The 17,468-nt window shown below is 39.5% G+C and carries 17 protein-coding genes; 13 read left to right on the top strand and 4 right to left on the bottom strand.

Going from position 1 to position 17,468, the window contains the following annotated elements; all coding sequences use genetic code 11:
• Nucleotides 1–145 precede the first annotated feature (145 nt).
• The 3 genes from CR194_RS03530 to CR194_RS03540 all read left to right on the top strand — a co-directional run bounded on the left by CR194_RS03530 (nt 146) and on the right by CR194_RS03540 (nt 5,904).
• On the top strand, nt 146–2,977 hold the full coding sequence (locus CR194_RS03530) for a 2-oxoglutarate dehydrogenase E1 component (protein ID WP_110608246.1): 2,832 nt from the start codon (nt 146–148) through the stop codon (nt 2,975–2,977).
• Nucleotides 2,978–2,994: 17 nt separating this feature from the next.
• Nucleotides 2,995–4,263 (top strand): 2-oxoglutarate dehydrogenase complex dihydrolipoyllysine-residue succinyltransferase, encoded by a 1,269-nt coding sequence (odhB, locus tag CR194_RS03535; protein ID WP_110608247.1) that lies wholly within the window; start codon nt 2,995–2,997, stop codon nt 4,261–4,263.
• Between the two features lie 153 nt (nt 4,264–4,416).
• Nucleotides 4,417–5,904, top strand: a complete 1,488-nt coding sequence (locus tag CR194_RS03540) for an FAD-dependent oxidoreductase (RefSeq protein WP_110608248.1) — start codon at nt 4,417–4,419, stop codon at nt 5,902–5,904.
• Nucleotides 5,905–5,987: 83 nt separating this feature from the next.
• Here the strand turns inward: CR194_RS03540 and CR194_RS03545 are convergent, their stop codons facing one another.
• Nucleotides 5,988–7,241, bottom strand: a complete 1,254-nt coding sequence (locus CR194_RS03545; RefSeq protein WP_110608249.1) for a YeeE/YedE family protein — start codon at nt 7,239–7,241, stop codon at nt 5,988–5,990.
• Between the two features lie 355 nt (nt 7,242–7,596).
• Entirely contained in the window at nt 7,597–8,403 is an 807-nt protein-coding gene (locus CR194_RS03550) for a LysM peptidoglycan-binding domain-containing protein (RefSeq protein ID WP_110608250.1), read from the bottom strand.
• A 199-nt stretch (nt 8,404–8,602) separates the two neighbouring features.
• Here CR194_RS03550 and CR194_RS20640 point away from each other — a divergent pair, with 199 nt between their 5' ends.
• From CR194_RS20640 to CR194_RS03570, 7 genes are all read left to right on the top strand, one after another.
• Nucleotides 8,603–8,734 carry a hypothetical protein gene (locus CR194_RS20640; RefSeq protein WP_269845691.1) on the top strand — a complete coding sequence of 44 codons (132 nt, stop codon included), beginning with the start codon at nt 8,603–8,605 and terminating at the stop codon, nt 8,732–8,734.
• Nucleotides 8,735–8,757: 23 nt separating this feature from the next.
• Nucleotides 8,758–9,270 (top strand): GNAT family N-acetyltransferase, encoded by a 513-nt coding sequence (locus CR194_RS03555; protein ID WP_110608251.1) that lies wholly within the window; start codon nt 8,758–8,760, stop codon nt 9,268–9,270.
• Between the two features lie 2 nt (nt 9,271–9,272).
• Nucleotides 9,273–9,995 carry an HAD family hydrolase gene (locus CR194_RS03560; protein WP_110608252.1) on the top strand — a complete coding sequence of 241 codons (723 nt, stop codon included), beginning with the start codon at nt 9,273–9,275 and terminating at the stop codon, nt 9,993–9,995.
• A 79-nt stretch (nt 9,996–10,074) separates the two neighbouring features.
• On the top strand, nt 10,075–11,298 hold the full coding sequence (locus CR194_RS03565; RefSeq protein WP_110608253.1) for a DUF418 domain-containing protein: 1,224 nt from the start codon (nt 10,075–10,077) through the stop codon (nt 11,296–11,298).
• Nucleotides 11,299–11,327: 29 nt separating this feature from the next.
• Complete coding sequence (locus CR194_RS20645) at nt 11,328–11,456, top strand: hypothetical protein (protein ID WP_269845692.1); 129 nt, start codon at nt 11,328–11,330, stop codon at nt 11,454–11,456.
• A 55-nt stretch (nt 11,457–11,511) separates the two neighbouring features.
• Entirely contained in the window at nt 11,512–11,652 is a 141-nt protein-coding gene (locus CR194_RS20170; protein ID WP_158282160.1) for a hypothetical protein, read from the top strand.
• A gap of 326 nt (nt 11,653–11,978) precedes the next feature.
• Nucleotides 11,979–12,713, top strand: coding sequence for a GGDEF domain-containing protein (locus CR194_RS03570; protein WP_110608254.1), 735 nt, complete (start codon nt 11,979–11,981; stop codon nt 12,711–12,713).
• Between the two features lie 48 nt (nt 12,714–12,761).
• Here the strand turns inward: CR194_RS03570 and CR194_RS03575 are convergent, their stop codons facing one another.
• Nucleotides 12,762–13,862: an SDR family oxidoreductase gene (locus tag CR194_RS03575; protein WP_110608255.1), complete on the bottom strand. Its 1,101-nt coding sequence runs from the start codon at nt 13,860–13,862 to the stop codon at nt 12,762–12,764.
• A 458-nt stretch (nt 13,863–14,320) separates the two neighbouring features.
• Nucleotides 14,321–15,301: a Gfo/Idh/MocA family protein gene (locus CR194_RS03580; RefSeq protein ID WP_110608256.1), complete on the bottom strand. Its 981-nt coding sequence runs from the start codon at nt 15,299–15,301 to the stop codon at nt 14,321–14,323.
• 168 nt (nt 15,302–15,469) lie between these two features.
• On the opposite strand from CR194_RS03580, the gene CR194_RS03585 reads away from it, so the two are divergent.
• The 3 genes from CR194_RS03585 (at nt 15,470) to gvpT (ending at nt 17,368) form a co-directional block, all read left to right on the top strand.
• On the top strand, nt 15,470–15,694 hold the full coding sequence (locus CR194_RS03585) for a hypothetical protein (protein ID WP_110608257.1): 225 nt from the start codon (nt 15,470–15,472) through the stop codon (nt 15,692–15,694).
• Nucleotides 15,695–15,968: 274 nt separating this feature from the next.
• Nucleotides 15,969–16,466 carry a YtxH domain-containing protein gene (locus CR194_RS03590; protein WP_110608258.1) on the top strand — a complete coding sequence of 166 codons (498 nt, stop codon included), beginning with the start codon at nt 15,969–15,971 and terminating at the stop codon, nt 16,464–16,466.
• Nucleotides 16,467–16,510: 44 nt separating this feature from the next.
• Nucleotides 16,511–17,368 carry a GvpT/GvpP family gas vesicle accessory protein gene (gene gvpT / locus CR194_RS20380; protein ID WP_199228115.1) on the top strand — a complete coding sequence of 286 codons (858 nt, stop codon included), beginning with the start codon at nt 16,511–16,513 and terminating at the stop codon, nt 17,366–17,368.
• Nucleotides 17,369–17,468 lie beyond the last annotated feature (100 nt).

Here is a 17,468-nt window from a genome sequence, read left to right on the forward strand (position 1 = left end):
ATGACAATAATCGAGCATTTGTGAAAACTAACCTTTGAGGAAAGTGTCATATAGTGATAAAATAACGATGGAAACGCTTTTATCCTATATGTGAAGTGAAAAGTAGGATGTCGTACATATTTACAAATCAATGGAGGTTAAGGACATGGCAAATCAATCGATTCGATTGAGTGAAGGCTGGTCGCAATTCTACGGACCAAATTTAGGGTACATGCTAGAAAAGTATGAAGATTTTCAGGTAGATCCTACACTAGTTGAAGAAGAACTTCAAACGTTTTTCGATCACTGGGGAGCCTACGAAGAAGAAACTAATCAAGGAGCACCCGATATTCAACAGAAGACGTCGGCAGGGACAGGGAGTTACTTTACGGCGATCCAAGCCATGAAACTTGCTGAGTCTATTCGCCGAAACGGTCATCTGATGGCTGAAATTTCACCAATTGAATTAGAAGAAAAAAAGAACATCTTTAATTTAGAAGACTTTCAATTAACAGAAGATGAATTGAAGCAGGTGCCATCAGAATTACTTTCTCCTCATTATCACGAAACTCTTGGCAATGGTTTCGAAGCAGTAGAACATTTGAAAAAGACATATACAAAACGGTTGGCTTTTGAATTCAATCAAGTTCATGACATTGATGAACGAAGATGGTTGTTCCAAAAGGTTGAATCTGGTGATTACTTGCCGGAGTTAACGAAAGATAAAAGAGTAAACTTATTAGACCGATTAAACCAAGTTGAAGGTTTTGAACACTTTATTCATAAAACTTTCAAAGGCCAAAAGCGTTTCTCCATTGAAGGTTTGGATTCCATGGTTCCTCTTCTTGACGAAGTTGTCAAAGAATCCGTTGAAGATGGAACAGAAAAAATACTTATAGGAATGGCGCACCGAGGACGTTTAAATGTTTTAGCTCACGTCTTAGGTAAACCTTATGAACTTATCTTTTCGGAATTTCATGACGCGCCAAATAAAGATCTAGTCCCTTCAGAAGGTTCCGTAGGGATTAACTATGGCTGGACAGGTGATGTGAAGTATCACTTAGGTGCTGATCGTGAAATCCATCAGAAACAAACGGATGCAACGATGACTCTAGCTAATAATCCAAGTCACTTGGAATTTGTGAATCCTGTTGTCGAAGGGCTTACAAGGGCTGCTCAAGATAATCGATCTAAACCAGGGCTTCCTACTCAAGATAAACATAAAGCGTTAACGATCCTTATCCACGGTGATGCAGCTTTTCCGGGGCAAGGCATTGTGGCTGAGACGTTAAATTTAAGTCAATTAAAAGGCTACTCTACTGGTGGAACAATTCATGTTATTGCTAATAATATGATTGGTTTTACAACCGTAAGCGGTGATTCAAGATCAACGAAATACGCCAGTGATTTAGCGAAAGGGTATGAAGTTCCAATTATTCATGTGAACGCTGATGATCCAGAAGCCTGTTTATCTGCGATGCATTTAGCTTATTTATACCGTTGCGAATTTCATAAAGATATAGTTATAGACCTCATTGGTTATCGTCGCTACGGACACAATGAAATGGACGAGCCTCTGGCTACTCAACCAAGTTTGTACAAAAAAATCAAAGATCATCCTACGGTTTTCGAACTTTATGGGAAGCAATTAGTGGAGGAAAAGCTTGTAGAGGAAGATCATTATCAATCGATGAGATCTGAATTCAACGGCAAGCTTGAAGAACATTTTGAAAAAATCAAAAATAATAAACGTGAGCACATTGATGAAACGATGGCTCCTCCTGCATACGTAAGAAGTACTTTAGAGGGAATTGAAACGAAGATTTCAATTGAATCCTTACGGAAATTAAATGAAGATTTGTTGGTCTTCCCTGAAAAGTTTAATGTATTTCCTAAATTAGAAAAGATCCTTAAGCGTCGTGTAGCTTCTCTAGAGGATGATGGTCGAATCGATTGGGGATTAGCAGAAACGTTGGCCTTTGCTTCGATATTATCTGACGGCGTGCCTATTCGCATGACAGGACAAGATTCCGAGCGTGGGACGTTCTCACAGCGTCATCTTGTATTACATGACTATGAATCTGATAACATTTATTCACCGTTGCACACATTACCGTCCGCAAAAGCATCTTTTGCCATTCATAATAGTCCATTATCTGAAGCGGCATGTGTAGGTTTTGAATACGGCTACAATGTTCAATCTCCTGAAACGTTAACGATTTGGGAAGCGCAATACGGGGACTTTTCCAATGGCGCTCAAGTGATTTTTGACCAATTTATTTCAAGTGGTCGAGCAAAATGGGGTCAAAAATCTGGACTCGTCCTTTTATTACCTCACGGCTATGAAGGACAAGGCCCTGAGCACTCTAGTGGAAGAATGGAACGTTTCTTAACATTGGCTGCTGAGAATAACTGGCACGTAGCCAACTTATCGAAAGCAAGCCAATATTTCCACCTTCTTCGTAGACAAGCGAAGCTGTTAAAAGAAAATGAAATTCGTCCATTAGTGTTAATGGCGCCGAAAAGCCTGTTACGAAATGAACATGTGGCTTCGTCTCCTGTGGAACTTAGCGAAGGAAAGTTTGAACCGATCCTCGAAAATCCACAGCTAGGAAAGCAAACAGATAAAGTAACTCGAATCGTATTCTGTTCAGGTAAAGTGTCTGTAGAGCTTGATGAAGTCATTAAAGAAAAGAAAGATGAGCTAGACTGGCTTCATATGGTTAAAGTGGAAGAACTTTATCCATTCCCATCTAAAAAGATCAAAGACGTCATTGCCCGTTACCCAAATGTTGATGAATTTATTTGGTTGCAAGAAGAACCGCAAAACATGGGTGCGTGGCACTATGTCTTGCCGTATTTACAAGAATTAAGCAACCATGACAATCAAGTTCAGTTCATAGGACGGAAACGTCGCTCCAGTACAGCAGAGGGTGACCCTAAAGTACACAAAAAAGAGCAGAACCGAATTCTAACCGAAGCAACAACACGAGACTGAGAAGGGAGATAGAACGAATGTTAGAAGTAAAAGTACCAGAATTAGCCGAATCAGTAACAGAAGGAACTGTAGCCGAATGGTTAAAGCAACCGGGCGACTATGTGGAAAAAGGGGAAGACATTGTTGAACTGGAAACAGATAAAGTAAACGTAGAAATTTCAGCGGATGAGGCTGGCACGCTGGAAGAAACGTTGTTTGAAGCAGGGGATACGGTGAAGGTTGGCGATGTCATTGCCAAACTGAATACAAGCGGTGAAGCAGGCGCGAAAAGTGACAATGGATCCGAGGAGAAAGAAAGCAAGCCTGAGAAGAAAGATCCTGCATCAGAGAAAAAAGAAGTACCAAACCAAGACAGTCAAGCAGCATCGGAGTCAAGCGATGACAACGATCGTCCATTGGCTTCCCCATCTGCTCGTAAATATGCCCGAGAAAAAGGAATCAGCTTAAGTGATGTGAGCCCTCGTGATCCGCTCGGCAGAATTCGTAAAGAAGACATTGACGAGCACGATGCAAAGAAGCAAGCTCCTAAGCAGGAAAAACCAGCTTCTAGCGGGAAACAAGAAGCTAAGAAAGATAATCCTGCTAAACCTGTTGAAAGAATTAAAATGTCCCGTCGTAGAAAGACAATTGCTAAAAGACTTGTAGAAGCACAGCAAACAGCTGCGATGTTAACGACATTTAACGAAGTAGATATGACGAACCTAATGGATCTACGTAAGCGAAGAAAAGACAAATTCCTTGATGAAAATGGAGTGAAACTTGGATTCATGTCTTTCTTTACAAAAGCTGTTATCGGCGCGTTGAAGAAGTACCCATATGTGAATGCTGAAATCGATGGCGATGAAGTTGTCCTAAAGCAATTCTATGACATCGGTATGGCCGTATCTACAGAAGACGGACTTGTCGTTCCTGTAGTTCGCGACGCTGATCGTCTTGATTTTGCAGGGATTGAAAAAGAAGTAGGCCAACTGGCAGAGAAAGCTCATGCTAAAAAATTGACTCTTGGTGATCTTCAAGGTGGTTCATTTACAATTACGAACGGTGGTGTGTTCGGCTCATTATGGTCAACACCGATCTTGAATGCTCCTCAGGTTGGAATCCTTGGTATGCATACGATCCAAAATAGACCTGTTGCAATTGATAAAGACCGTTTTGAAAATCGTCCAATGATGTACATTGCTCTATCTTACGATCACAGAATCATTGACGGAAAAGACGCTGTCGGATTCCTTGTGAAAGTGAAAGAATTGATTGAAGATCCAGAATCATTGTTACTAGAAGGATAATAAATGATCTTTTCAAGGTACCCTTTTTAAATAAAGGGTACCTTTTCTTTTTAATGATGGTGTCATTGAATGAACGAAAATAGTATCAGCCCAACATAATTGCAATAGCATCGGCGTTTCTACATAATAAAAGTATATAGAGGAGGAGACGTGATGACTGAGAAAGTGGTTGTTGTCGGTTCAGGTTTTGCAGGCTTAACCGCAGGAGCATTGTTGCAAAAAGAAGGATATGAAGTCACTTTACTTGAAGCCGCGGCTGAATGGGGCGGCTGTGCCGGGAAATTCCGTCGGAAAAACTTCACTTTCCCCGTTGGAGCCACGCTTGGGATGGGCTTTGAGGAGAATGGCTTACATAGAAAAATCAACGATTCCTTGTCGATCCATTCAGATGTTCTTCCCTTAGAAACTGTTATGGATGTAAGAATAGGAGACAGAGTGTTTCCATATTTCACGGAACGATCGAGATTTTTATCAATGTGGGAAAAAGAAGAGCCGGTGGATGCTCTTAGAATAATGAATTTTTTCAACGAAGTGTGGCGAATCGGTCAATCGTTAAGAAAGCACATGCTCCATTATCCTGTGTTACCACCTAAGTCCATACAAGAACTACAAGCTTTACTCAGAGGATTTTCGCCTATGTCTGTGACGCTTATTCCTTATCTAGGGCGCACGCTTGGATTTTTGGTAAAGAAGCACAGACTGGAAGAATGTCATTCGTTTATTCATTTTATTAATGGTGTCCTCATGGACAGTATGCAGACCACAGCTGATAAGTGTGAACTGATGATGGGAGCGACCGCCCTTGATATTTATCACCATGGTGCCTTTTATGTTAGAGGTGGCTTATTTCGAGTAGCAGAAGATCTTGTTTCATCAATCAAAGAAAATGGTGGAATAGCGAAGAAACCTAGAGAAGTCGTGTCTATTCAAAAGAAGGATCATTGGGTGATTAGCGATCATCGCGGGAACGAGTACAAAGCAGATCATGTAGTGATGAACGTGCCTTTATCGAATATAAAGACACTCTTGGATGAAAAAACGTATAGGGAAATTCAACCTTCTCTCAAGAAAAAAGAGGATCCAACGAAGCAGTGGGGCACATTTACGACCTACTTAGCTATAAAAGATGAAGCCGTTCCAAGGGAGATGAATTTGTTTCATCAAGTTATGGTAAATCCTAAACTCGAGCCATCTGGAGCGAACCATTTTTTTATGTCCTTATCAGAAAAAGGGGATCATTTACGGGCATCCGCTGGCTTTCGTACGATGACGGTGTCTACACATATTAATTTGAATGAGTGGCAGACACAGGAACAATATGAGCAGCAGTCTAAGGTCATCTTAAACAGCGTAACGTCGAAGCTTAAACAATTAATGCCGGGAATAGACGATGATCATTTTATGTATGAAATTACTGGTGGACCACGAGCATGGGAAAGATTTGTGAAACGGCAAGGTGGTGGCGTTGGTGGATTCCCACAAACAAAAGAAAATGCTTTGTGGAATGCTGTTCAACATCGTACAAAAGTGGACGGATTGTGGTTATGTGGGGACAATATCTTCCCTGGTGCCGGTTCCATTGGCGCAACTAGTTCAGGAGTGCATGTGGCACGGTCAATTTCAGGCAAAAAGCTGGTTTGACTGCTCGGATGATATTCTAAGCTTAGCTAAATGTAATAAAAACCACGACTCCATAGTCGTGGTTTTTTTCTGATTCTATAAAATTAACAAAACGTATCTCGAGGCTTTGGTACGGAAAGCCCGAACAGCGGTCGTAAGAATAGGGCTAAGAAGGTTCCGGCCAGTGCCAGAATGCCCCAAATATAACCATGTAAACTAAAGGATGCAATTCCTCCGAAGTAAGCACCGATATTACAACCGAAGGCAAGGCGCGCACCGTATCCCATCATGAGACCGCCAATGACTGATGCGGCGGCATTTTTTCCTGTGATTTTCGAAAACTTAAACAAACCACCTGCTGCAGAGGCGAGGAAAGCACCGAAGATGACGCCTAAATTCAAGACAGTTGTCGTATCGGCAAAGATTGATGATTGGAGTGCAGTGGCTGCGTCTCCTTGCCAATATCCCCAGCTTGCTACGTCAAATCCTACAACCTCAGCTACTTTAGATCCCCAGAGTGCAAATGCCGACGTAACCCCCCAAGGTTCGCCACGAGTCATCAACGTTAAAGCGTTGAGTACTGCTAGAACCACTCCTGCTATTAGTAAAGGCCATGATCCTCGGAAAATACGTTTCCACCCTTTTTCACTAGGGACTGGCCCCATTTTTGGAGCATTTTTCTTTCTTTCTACGACAAGCGTAATCCAAGCTATTAGTCCAAATAAAGCAATAGACAAAGCCCAAGCACCACCATAACCAAAGCCTGTTGATGTGGCTAATGAAATCGGTTCAGCAGCTGGCATATCTTCCGTCCAAAACGGGAGATGGTAAGCACCAATCGTTGATCCTATAATAAAGAAAATTAACGTGATAAACATAACCGAGCGACCTCCACCGACAGCAAACAGTGTGCCCGATGCACATCCTCCGCCGAGTTGCATGCCAATCCCGAAAATAAAAGCCCCTACAACGAGACTTACTCCTACAGGCGCCACATATCCAGCGACATCAGTACCGAAGAAAGACAGACCAAAAGCTAAAATTGGTGCGAACAACGTGACCGCTACAGCGAGCATAAACATATGCGAGCGAACAGCTTGTCCGTTACCGACTGACATTAGTCGACGAAAGGCTGAAGTAAAGCCGAACCTTGAATGGAACAATGTGTACCCGAGCAATAAGCCGATGATTAATAATAATGAATGCATTGCTTCTTGTGTCATCATGAGATGAACCATCAGCGCTCCAGAGACGATTAAACCACCAACAATTAATTTCATTTGAGGTTTATTTAATTCTGGAGCAGTAGACTTAATGGTATCTTCCTGTCTATTGATTGATTGAGTTTGTACAGTCATGTGTTACTCCTCCTAATCTTATCATTTATATCGGAATTACCTATCATATATTACTGCGAATTAGTAGATTTGTCAAAGAAAGTACCGGGACATAAAGAGTTAAATTTGGTCGTAGCTAGATTGAACTAATCTTCTATAGCGAGATACATCTATTTTCAGATAATCAAGTCAAAACTAATCGAAAGAACTTGGAAATTTAATCCAAATAAATGTTAAAATAGAATGAACTTAAATGAATCATGATACGAATTCAACTCAGGGACTAAATGTTAGCAGTTTTGATGTCTGTTAGTTCAGTTTAGTAATGAATGAAAAAAGCATCTGGCGTCTACACTAGATGCTTTTCAAGAGTATATTAACCAAACACTATGTTAAGTTGGACTAAATCCTGGATGGATCCATCCTGGGCACTTCTTGTATACACTTGCAGTTCACCGGTTGAGGCGGTGGGTTCTCTTTCGAATGAAAGAGTGTCTCGGAATCTACCGTAGTTAGGGCCGGCGAAGTCTGCCGTTGTAAACGACTCGGCAACAACCTCTGTATCATTGGCGTCCACAAGACGATACAAGACGTTCGCTTCAAATGCTCTTGCATAACCTTCTAACTGTGCATTATCTTGGATCGTGCTGCCAGGAAGTGGTTGGTAAACGACGATATTTTCAGATGCAGGGATAGGAATAAGCAGCTTGATCCCTTCGTAAATAAGATCAGGCGAAATACTTGGTCTAAAGCTGTTCGCTAACAAGATATTTTCTAAAGGGACCCCTGTTTTTTGAGAAATAGCGAATAAGGAATCCCCTGATTCAACGTCATAAGTGAAGACAGGGAGGCGTAATTGCTGCTGAGGGAAAATGAAGTTAGGATTTTGGACGGTAGGGTTCGTTCCGGCAATGACAGATAGTGCGGAAGAAAAACGTTGTCCAATCATGCCTAAACTATCACCCGGTTGAACGACATAAAACGTTTCTGTTGGATCAACAGTTAATCTTGGAATGACAAGAACTTGCCCTGGAAAAATGATAAATGGATCGGTAAATGGAGGGTAGATTCCGTTTACACGAACAATCGTATCTACATCGCTTTCATATCTAATGGCAAGACTATAAATGGTTTCTCCAGGTATAACAGTATGAATGATATGAGTTCCTCGTTGGATGGCCATGAAATCGCTCCTCTAAAGTATTTATCTTTTCAATATATGAGAAGAGAGGATCAATTTATGCGAAATGGCAAAGAACTTCTCGTGTTTGTGTGAAGTATCATTTCCTTAATATGCTAAAATAGTAAGGGGATCCATATTGAATGAAGGAGGTTTCTATGTCTGAAGAGACGATAAACAAATTTTAGAGGAACTAAAAAAGATGAATGATAAACTAGACGCTTTAAATGAACAAAAGAGTGGTTTGTCAGAACCAATGAAATTCGTGGCGTTATTTTTAGGGTTTGTAATCTTAGGGCCGCTGATCGCCTTGATCATGGGCTCCATCTTTTAAGATCGAAAAAAGGAGTTACATAGATGAATATAAGAAAAGTGAGCAAATCAGATCTTGAACAACTGAAGTCTCTTTTAGAAACGATTGATAAAGAATCTCAATTCATGCTTTATGAAGCAGGTGAGAGAATGATTTCCACAAATCAAGCAGAGACGATGATCGAATCTTTATCAGGACATTCTGCCTTTTTTGTGGCGGAAGAAGATAACCAATTGGTCGGGTATTTAATCGCTTTAGGAAACAAAACCAACAAAACGAGGCATAGAGCTTACCTTGTTTTAGGCGTGTTGAAACGGTTTAAAGGTAGAGGGATTGGGACTGAATTAATGGACGAAGCTGAAGATTGGGCTGTCCAGCAAGGTGTGACCCGCCTCGAATTAACGACCATGGTTCATAATGAAGCAGCTTTAGCCTTATATAAGAAGAAGGGATACGAAGTAGAGGGGTTGAAACGACAATCCCTAATGATGAACGGAGAAGCACTCGATGAATACTACTTAGCGAAACTATTAAACAATGAAACGGAGATAGGTTGACGATGATGAAAGTAATTTTGTTTGATTTAGATGGCACACTATTACCGATGGATACAGAAGCGTTTGTAGAAACCTACATGAAAGAATTAGCAGGAAGAGTATCGCATATTATAGAACCTGAGATATTCATTAAAGCTTTATGGGGTGGAACGAAAGCGATGATGAGTAATATTGATCACGAACGAACGAATGAGCACGTCTTCGAGGAGACATTTTTATCCATGTCCGGTTTGGAAAGACAAGATATATGGCCTACGTTGGATGAATTCTATGAAAAGGTTTTTCCGACTTTTTCTTATTTATGCCGACCGACACCTATGGGAAGAAAAGTAGTTAAAGAAGCGATCAACCAAGGTTTCCGCGTAGCGGTGGCAACGAATCCAGTTTTTCCTAAAGCAGCGATTTATCATCGTCTTAAATGGGCTGAGATTGAGGATCTTCCATTTGAATTGGTCACTGTTTACGAAGAAAGTACCTATACGAAGCCTCACACCCATTACTATGAACACATATGTGCCAAACTGAACGTGACTCCAAAAGAGTGCATCATGGTCGGTAACGATAAGCAAGAGGACATGGCGGCGTCACAAATTGGGATGAAGACATTTCTCGTGAAAGGGTGTGTCATTGATCGAAAGGAACCTGAATTTCATATTGATGACGAAGGGACGCTAGAAGAATTACATGAGAAGTTGGTGCGACAGGAAAGTGTTTTTCAAAGATAGGAAGATTTAACGTTCCTAACAAAAAGTACAAACGATTAATGATTGTTTTAACAATGAATGGAAAAGAGGAGTCGGAGTGATGAAAAACACTATCTATTCAACGCCAATATCTTCCGAAAACCGTGTTCACGAATTAGATATGATTCGCGGGTTTGCGTTACTAGGTATTCTAGTGGCTAATATGCCGTTTTTTGCTTCCCCTGCTGTATATTTAATGATGACTGACGTGATGATGTGGTCAGAGAGTTATCACGTATTTGCGGAATTTCTCATAAATTTCTTCACTTCATCTAAATTCTTTACCATGTTTTCATTTTTATTTGGTCTAGGATTCATCATTTTTTTAGAGCGAGCAACAGAGAAAGTTACTTCTCCACGGAAGCTATTTCTTAAAAGGTTATTTTTCCTTTTAATCATTGGCTTGATTCATGCCTTTGGGCTTTGGTATGGGGATATTTTAATTATTTACGCCATTACAGGATTATTTCTTCTTTTATTTTATAAAAGAAAACCTAAAACTGTTCTCATTTGGGCGTTCCTGCTCATTATCATTCCTGCCGCATTTATCTCTTTCATGGCTTTGCTTGTCTTTCTTGCGGGTGATATGATTCCGGCAGACCCGGCATCCACTGCCCTTGGTATGCAAATGTTGGAACAGTCCATTGCAGTCTATGGATCCGGGACGGTCGCTGAGATCTTTACACAAAGAGCAGCTGATTATTCATTTATGTTCACGAATTATTTATTTATGATGCCAGTCATTTTAGGCATGTTTTTATTCGGCGTTTATGTTGCAAAAAAAGGGTTGTATAAAAATATAGACAGTCACCTGCCTTTTTTTCGAAAAGTTTGTGTTTGGAGTTTGGTGATCGGACTGCCATTTAACAGCTTGTATGTATTCAGCTATTTTGAACAGGGAGCGGAGGTTTCCGTCTACATGATGACATATTTTGTTGGTTCGGTTATTGGAGGACCTGCCCTGTGCTTTTTCTACATGACATCAATTATATTGCTTACCCGTCACGAGACCTGGAGAAAATTGTTCAATCCGTTACGAGCAGTTGGACGACTTGCTCTAAGTAATTATTTGTTTCAGACAGTTGTTTCTACGATGATTTTCTATAATTACGGATTAGGGTTATTTGCTGAGGTAGGACCTGTCTATTGGTTAATCATCGCAGCTATTCTTTTCGGGTTGCAAATTTGGCTGAGTAACCTTTGGGTAAAGAAATATCGATTCGGTCCTGCGGAGTGGGCTTGGCGTACATTAACCTACGGCAAACGTCAGCCGTTTAAATTATAATAGTCAAATGAGAAACTGAGGTGGAATTCATGGTCTGGATCGCCTTATTAGTCGCAAGCTTCGCCTTACTTTTAGTAGGCCAAACGGAAACAAAATTGAAGAAGATGGAGCAGAAAATTGCAGCTTTGGAGGAAAAGCAGGTCAAACGTAAAGAATAATTAAGGAACTTCTTCTTCAAACTATAGGTAACTTTGTTTAAAGGAGGAACCTGGGATGAAGAAGAGAAACCCACAAAGAAATGCGTCTATGAATAACAATAAGACTCCAAAAGAGAGTTTACCTGAAGATGGTCAACAAGAGCATAGTATTTCTCACAACAATGAAATTGAAAAACCTCGTAAAAGATATAAGTAGATAGAAACGCTTAGCTTAAAAGCTGAGCGTTTTCTTTCTGTAGATAGTACTTTTTACTCCTGTTGTTGAAATAAGAGTGTATTTGTCATTAAACCCTGTTCAGACAGGGGATTTCCATGTAATATAAAAAGAAAACATCATTCTAAAGACCTAATCAACATCTGGTTTAGTTCTTTTTGCTAGTCTGCATCTATTTTATAGCGAAAACATTTCACGCATTTTTCTTTGAACACCGCATATTTGATGGGGGCATCGGTAACTTTATTTATTGACTTCGATTACTGTTTGTTTTGCCATTTTTATTTCTACCAGCGAAAAGGGCACTTTTGTATGCAGCAACGCAATACATTCTGGTCCTAGCAATCTCAGTATCATACTTAATTTATATGGAACAGATGTATGCCATCACAACAGATCAAGCCTCAGTAGCTATTCAATTATTTATTCACATTTTCGGAGCAAACTTTGTATGCATCGTGGTATATTATGTGTTAAATCAAGTTAGAGAATCCCATTTAGAGAAAGCCGTCCACTCAAAAGTAATGGAGCAGTTAGCGCACACTGATTTCCTAACGGGTCTGTTTAATCGTCGTCATATCATGGATAAGTTGACGAAACAAATCGATTCCTATACTCCTTCAACTCATTCGTTATCTCTCATTTTATGCGACATTGATCATTTCAAAAAGGTCAATGATCAATTCGGTCATGCTACGGGTGATGATGTATTAAAACAAGTAAGTATCAAGCTATCAACTACACTTCGTAAGGGACAGACGATCGGTAGGTGGGGTGGAGAAGAATTCATCATTGTATTAGAAAATACTCGTCAAAGCGAGGCAAGACTAATTGCGGAAAAAATGAGGGAAACGATAGCGACCACTTCATTTCCGAAAGTAAAAAGAGTGACAATCAGCTGTGGAGTGAGTGAGTTTTCTCGCCCGAAAACTGTTGATACCTTTATTAATGAAGCAGATATAGCTTTGTACCAAGCTAAAGAAAATGGTCGAAACCAGGTGGTTGAACATCAATTTTTTCGGCGAACAAGTGAACAGTCATAACGACTGTTCACTTGTAAGTTGTTTTTCCTCATATGTTTTTTCCTATATTTATCTAATCTCAACCCTTTTGTCCAAATCATCTTTATGCTCCTTATAATATTCCACCATCGTTTTTAACGTACGGTCAAATGAAGGGCAAGATATACCGCTCCCTTCTAAATCACGATAGGCTTGCCGACAATCGTAAGAAGACATGTATGTGAAATAGCTCATGGCTTCTCTTTGAACGGACGTGAACTTTCGGAATTGTGGAACGGCCATGCTTTTTTCGGCCAAATTCATCGGGATTCTTCCTTTCGGACGACGTCCCAAATATTCTTTCATGAGCATTTCATACACCTCGAACATTCGAAAGGGAGCTGGATCTGTTAAATGATACGTTTTCCCTTGTCCCTTTGAAAGGTGAGCTAAATAAATAGAGGCACGAATAACATAATCTACAGGTACGAAATTCCCTTCTGCTTTCCCTTGACCTAAATAGGGAATCCAAGGACTTTTTTTGAATTGGTCAAAGATGCGCAGGATAAAATAAGGGCCGTCGAATTTAATCGTTGCTCCTGTAAGGGAATGACCTCTGACGATCCCCGGGCGAATGATGGTGGTCGGGAGATCCCCTCGATGATTTCTTACATATACTTCTGCGTCATACTTTGTTTTTTCGTAATGGTTTTTAAAAGATTGGTTCATTTCCAGTTCAGCTTCGTAGATTTTTCCTTCGCGCTTACCAGATACATAAGCGGTACTGAAATACACATACCTCTCAAGTCTCTTAAGGTTTTTTGCCCAATCTGTTACATGCTTTGTCCCTTCCACATTGACTTTTTCGGCAAGAGATTGAGGAACAGATAAATCGTAAATAGCTGCTAAATGAAACACATGAGTGACCACCGAATAAAGAGTTTGTAGGGTAGATGGATTCAAACCTAAGTCTGCTTTAGTAATATCTCCTTCTAGCAATGTTAGTTGATCAGGCCGAAGTAATTTTTTTTCGTCAATCAGTGAAGCTACATGTCTTTGTGCTTTTTCTTTCATCTCAGGAAGAATTAACAAATAAATGTGATCAATCGGATGGTGAGATGAACACGTTTCAGTTATGAGTGCTTGCGCCAAAAAACCAGGATACCCTGTGAAAAAATAGGTGTTGCCCATATATAATCCCCCCTTTAAAAACAGTAAATATTTACTAATTAAAGAATAAGTCATTTAGCAAATAACTTCAATAGTTGATCGTTTTATACCTTAGTGGGTATAATGATAGTTGAGGAGGGGTACTTATGAAAAATTCTCGAGAAAATTGTCGTTCCCATGGAGAATGAGGAATCCCTAAAGAAGCCGACACTAGACCAAATTCTAGGAAATTCAAACTGCCTGGTTTATGACCTGGTGTATGGCTATGGCTCCTGGTAGGCGCCTATATACTTGTATCTCAATGGCTCTGAAGCGCTCTTGCTTCAGAGCTGTTTTTGTATTTAGAATACTATATAGAAGCTTCTAATAGAAACAGAACCAAACGAACCCATATGGACAAACCTTTTCTTTAACCTATCCATAACTAAAAGGGCAGCTTATAAACCGATTGTTTATCGATTTAAGAGCCTGCCCATTTTTTACCCTTGAGATTTATACAGAGCTTCGATGACTTTCATATTGTTATACGTACTTTCAGGGGTATACTTCGGATCATCCCCGGATAGGATACATTGGGAAAAATGTTGCACTTGTAATGTAAACTGGTTTGCTTCAAAAAATTGATGATCAAGCACTTCTCCGTCCATATTTTTTAGAATCACTTCACCTTTTCCTTCATTCGGGTTCTGGTCTGGCCGAAATGCGAAAGGTACTTCTATTGTCCCTTTCGAACCTATCACTTCATAACGGTTGACCTTTGCTTCATCAAAGCTGCAATCGATCACTGCATCTGCATGTTCAAACGTGAGAATACTTGTAGCCGAAATGTCCACTCCTGAATTATTTAATTTCCGTGCGGAAGAAAAAACTTTTAAGGGTTCTTCTTCAAGAATAAACCGACTAACATGGACGTTATAGCAGCCAACATCATAGAGACATCCGCCTCCTAAATTTTGCTTCAACCTAATATTGTCGCTTGTTAAATCAAGAGGGAAAGAAAATGAAGAACGGATTCTTCTCACCTTTCCAATAGCGCCATCAAGTAACAGTTGTTTCACAAATTGATGTTGTGGATGAAACTGATACATAAACGCTTCCATAAATAAAACTGAATTTTGCCTTGCAGCACCGCCCATTTCAAGGATTTCATCAGAAGTTATTCCAGCTGGCTTTTCAACTAAAATGTGTTTCTGATGTTTAGCAGCTTCAATCACCCATTTCTTATGAAGACTATTTGGCAAAGGAATATAAACAGCATCTACTTGTGGGTCTTTAAGAAGCTCTTCATACGAATCATAGTAGGTTTTAGCATTCCATTCTGTTGCTGTAGCTTGCCCTTTTCCGCTCTCGCTGGCTACAGCGACTAGTTCAGCATTATCCGCTTCGTGAATGGCCGGGACCATCGATTTCTTCGCAATATTAGCACTGCTTAAAATTCCCCAACGAACAATATTACCCATTATAGATCACTCCTCTTCTAAATAACTCATTCTCTTTCATAAACAAAAATCCTTTAAAAGTTAGCAAAATAAACTCTTAAAAGTTTCATTGGAAATATCAATAGTTGCTAAAAAGAACATTTGTTCGTATAATAATTTTAATTTAACATATTTTTAGGAGGATCTACTATGGAAAAGATGTTTGAAAGGTGTAAGTTGAGGAGTCAACCTATTGAAATGATTTATATGTCTGAAAAGGGTCTCGTTACAAAACGAACGATTACAGTTCAAGACTGGGATACTTATATGATTTGGGGATTCTGCCATTTGCGGAGAGAGATGAGGCGATTTAAACGATCGAACGTGCTTTCTTTAATGCCCAAGGTATTTAAAACAAGGATAATGGAAATGTGAAAAAAAAAGGTAATTAATTCATCTATATAAAGGGGTTAGAATGCCCATAGAATGAAAGGCTCTCGGAATCGGAACGCTGTTTTGAAGGTCTTTTAGGATAGGATTTTATTCGCGTTTGCCGATTTCAAAACTCTGGATAATAAGAAATTCAGGACAAATGAAAGCCTTATAGGCCATGTAACATTTTTGTAATGGTTTGAAGAAAACATGTTGTGGTATAGCTAATTATACACAATGGTGTAATTGAGATTATTACTAAAGGAGATGTTTATACATGGCGAATAAAGAAGAACAACAAAATGAACAATCATCATTAAATTATGTCCTCATTGGAAGTGCACTTGGTGCAGGGGCAGGATTACTATCAAGTTCTGATAAAGGAAAAAAAGTCCTCAGAACGGTGGCTACTTCACAAGTAATGAAAATGGTCGGGTCAGAACTGACCAAATCAGTTCAAGACATGGTGACAGAACAAGCAGTAGGTAGTGTGAAAAAGTCTATATCTAGTTACATTCAAAAAGCAGAGAACAAAATTCCACTTCCTATTCCTAACAAAGTAACCGAAAAATTGGAAGAGAAAATTGGACTGAACGAGAACGACGAGGATGAAGAAACTACGTCTGAGGCTGAAGAAGAAGCAGCACCAACAGAAGAAGAGTATGAAGAATCATCTTCTGAAGATTATGATGAATTAAAAGAAGAAAATAAAAATCTAAATGAACGTTTAGATAAAATTGAGGAAATGCTGACAAAATTAGCTGACTCAAAATAATTACTTTTTAAAACAAAGATTAACAATATATGGAGGTATGTAACATGGCAAAAGAAGAAAAAGATTCAACTTTGGAAGAGAGTAACGAACAAAATACAAATGAAGATAAAGGGGCTAAACCTATTCAGCGAGCCGTTGTAGGATCAATCGTTGGAGCGGCTGTTGGCTATGCAGTATCTCAAGAAAATCGAGATAAGATAAAAGAAAGCGTAAAGAGAATTGATGGCGAACAATGGAAAAGTAAAGGACTAGAAATGGGTAAAGCAGCTAAAGACAAAGCGAAACTAGCTGCAGAATCTTTGAATGAGAAGAGAGAAAAATGGTTAGGTTCAAACAATGACTCTCAAGAAGAGAATGATACTGAAGAAGATGATGAAGATGGTGAGAGTTCATCGGAGAATTACAACAATTTAAAAGAAGAAAATAAAGCACTTGGAGACAGACTTACTAAAATAGAGGAAAGCATTAGCAAACTTGTCGAAGGTTCTTCTAAGTCAAATGAAGAAGACAAAGAGGATGATGAAGACAAAGAAGAAGAACAAGATGATAAGAAGGAAGAACAAGAAGAACAAGAAGAACAAGATGATAAGAAGGAAGAACAAGAAGAACAAAAAGAAGAAAAAGAAGAAAAAGAAGAAGACAAGGATAAAGACGATTCTTCTGAAGATGAAGAAGAAGATGCAGCAGAAAGTGAAGAACCGGAGGAGGAAGACGATAAAAAGACGAAGGTTCAAACAAAATCGTCTTCATCTGAAAAAGAAGATTCTTCTGAAGATGACAAGCAGAAGTCTACTAGTAGAAAGAGCCCTTCTAAATCAAACACAACAAAAAAGACGACTGGAACTAAACGCGGAACTACTACAAAGAGTTCTGGAAGCTCAACTTCAAAAAGTTCTAAATAAACGTTCATTTTAACAGTGTAGGTCTTTAGGATTTAATTTTTGAAATTTATTGCGTATTCTTTGAGAACTATGTGGAAGTGTGACCGACGTGAGACCCCTT

The organism is Salipaludibacillus keqinensis (genome assembly GCF_003226325.1).
Lineage (GTDB): Bacteria > Bacillota > Bacilli > Bacillales > Salisediminibacteriaceae > Salipaludibacillus > Salipaludibacillus keqinensis.

Excerpts from the sequence above, each read along its gene's own strand:
- gvpT (WP_199228115.1), top strand. The coding sequence starts at position 16,511 with ATGGCAAAAGAAGAAAAAGATTCAACTTTGGAAGAGAGTAACGAACAA.
- odhB (WP_110608247.1), top strand. The coding sequence starts at position 2,995 with ATGTTAGAAGTAAAAGTACCAGAATTAGCCGAATCAGTAACAGAAGGA.
- CR194_RS03540 (WP_110608248.1), top strand. The coding sequence starts at position 4,417 with ATGACTGAGAAAGTGGTTGTTGTCGGTTCAGGTTTTGCAGGCTTAACC.
- CR194_RS20645 (WP_269845692.1), top strand. The coding sequence starts at position 11,328 with ATGGTCTGGATCGCCTTATTAGTCGCAAGCTTCGCCTTACTTTTAGTA.
- CR194_RS03530 (WP_110608246.1), top strand. The coding sequence starts at position 146 with ATGGCAAATCAATCGATTCGATTGAGTGAAGGCTGGTCGCAATTCTAC.
- CR194_RS03545 (WP_110608249.1), bottom strand. The coding sequence starts at position 7,241 with ATGACTGTACAAACTCAATCAATCAATAGACAGGAAGATACCATTAAG.
- CR194_RS03585 (WP_110608257.1), top strand. The coding sequence starts at position 15,470 with ATGGAAAAGATGTTTGAAAGGTGTAAGTTGAGGAGTCAACCTATTGAA.
- CR194_RS03590 (WP_110608258.1), top strand. The coding sequence starts at position 15,969 with ATGGCGAATAAAGAAGAACAACAAAATGAACAATCATCATTAAATTAT.
- CR194_RS03565 (WP_110608253.1), top strand. The coding sequence starts at position 10,075 with ATGAAAAACACTATCTATTCAACGCCAATATCTTCCGAAAACCGTGTT.
- CR194_RS03550 (WP_110608250.1), bottom strand. The coding sequence starts at position 8,403 with ATGGCCATCCAACGAGGAACTCATATCATTCATACTGTTATACCTGGA.
- CR194_RS03580 (WP_110608256.1), bottom strand. The coding sequence starts at position 15,301 with ATGGGTAATATTGTTCGTTGGGGAATTTTAAGCAGTGCTAATATTGCG.
- CR194_RS03560 (WP_110608252.1), top strand. The coding sequence starts at position 9,273 with ATGATGAAAGTAATTTTGTTTGATTTAGATGGCACACTATTACCGATG.
- CR194_RS03575 (WP_110608255.1), bottom strand. The coding sequence starts at position 13,862 with ATGGGCAACACCTATTTTTTCACAGGGTATCCTGGTTTTTTGGCGCAA.
- CR194_RS03555 (WP_110608251.1), top strand. The coding sequence starts at position 8,758 with ATGAATATAAGAAAAGTGAGCAAATCAGATCTTGAACAACTGAAGTCT.
- CR194_RS20170 (WP_158282160.1), top strand. The coding sequence starts at position 11,512 with ATGAAGAAGAGAAACCCACAAAGAAATGCGTCTATGAATAACAATAAG.
- CR194_RS20640 (WP_269845691.1), top strand. The coding sequence starts at position 8,603 with ATGAATGATAAACTAGACGCTTTAAATGAACAAAAGAGTGGTTTGTCA.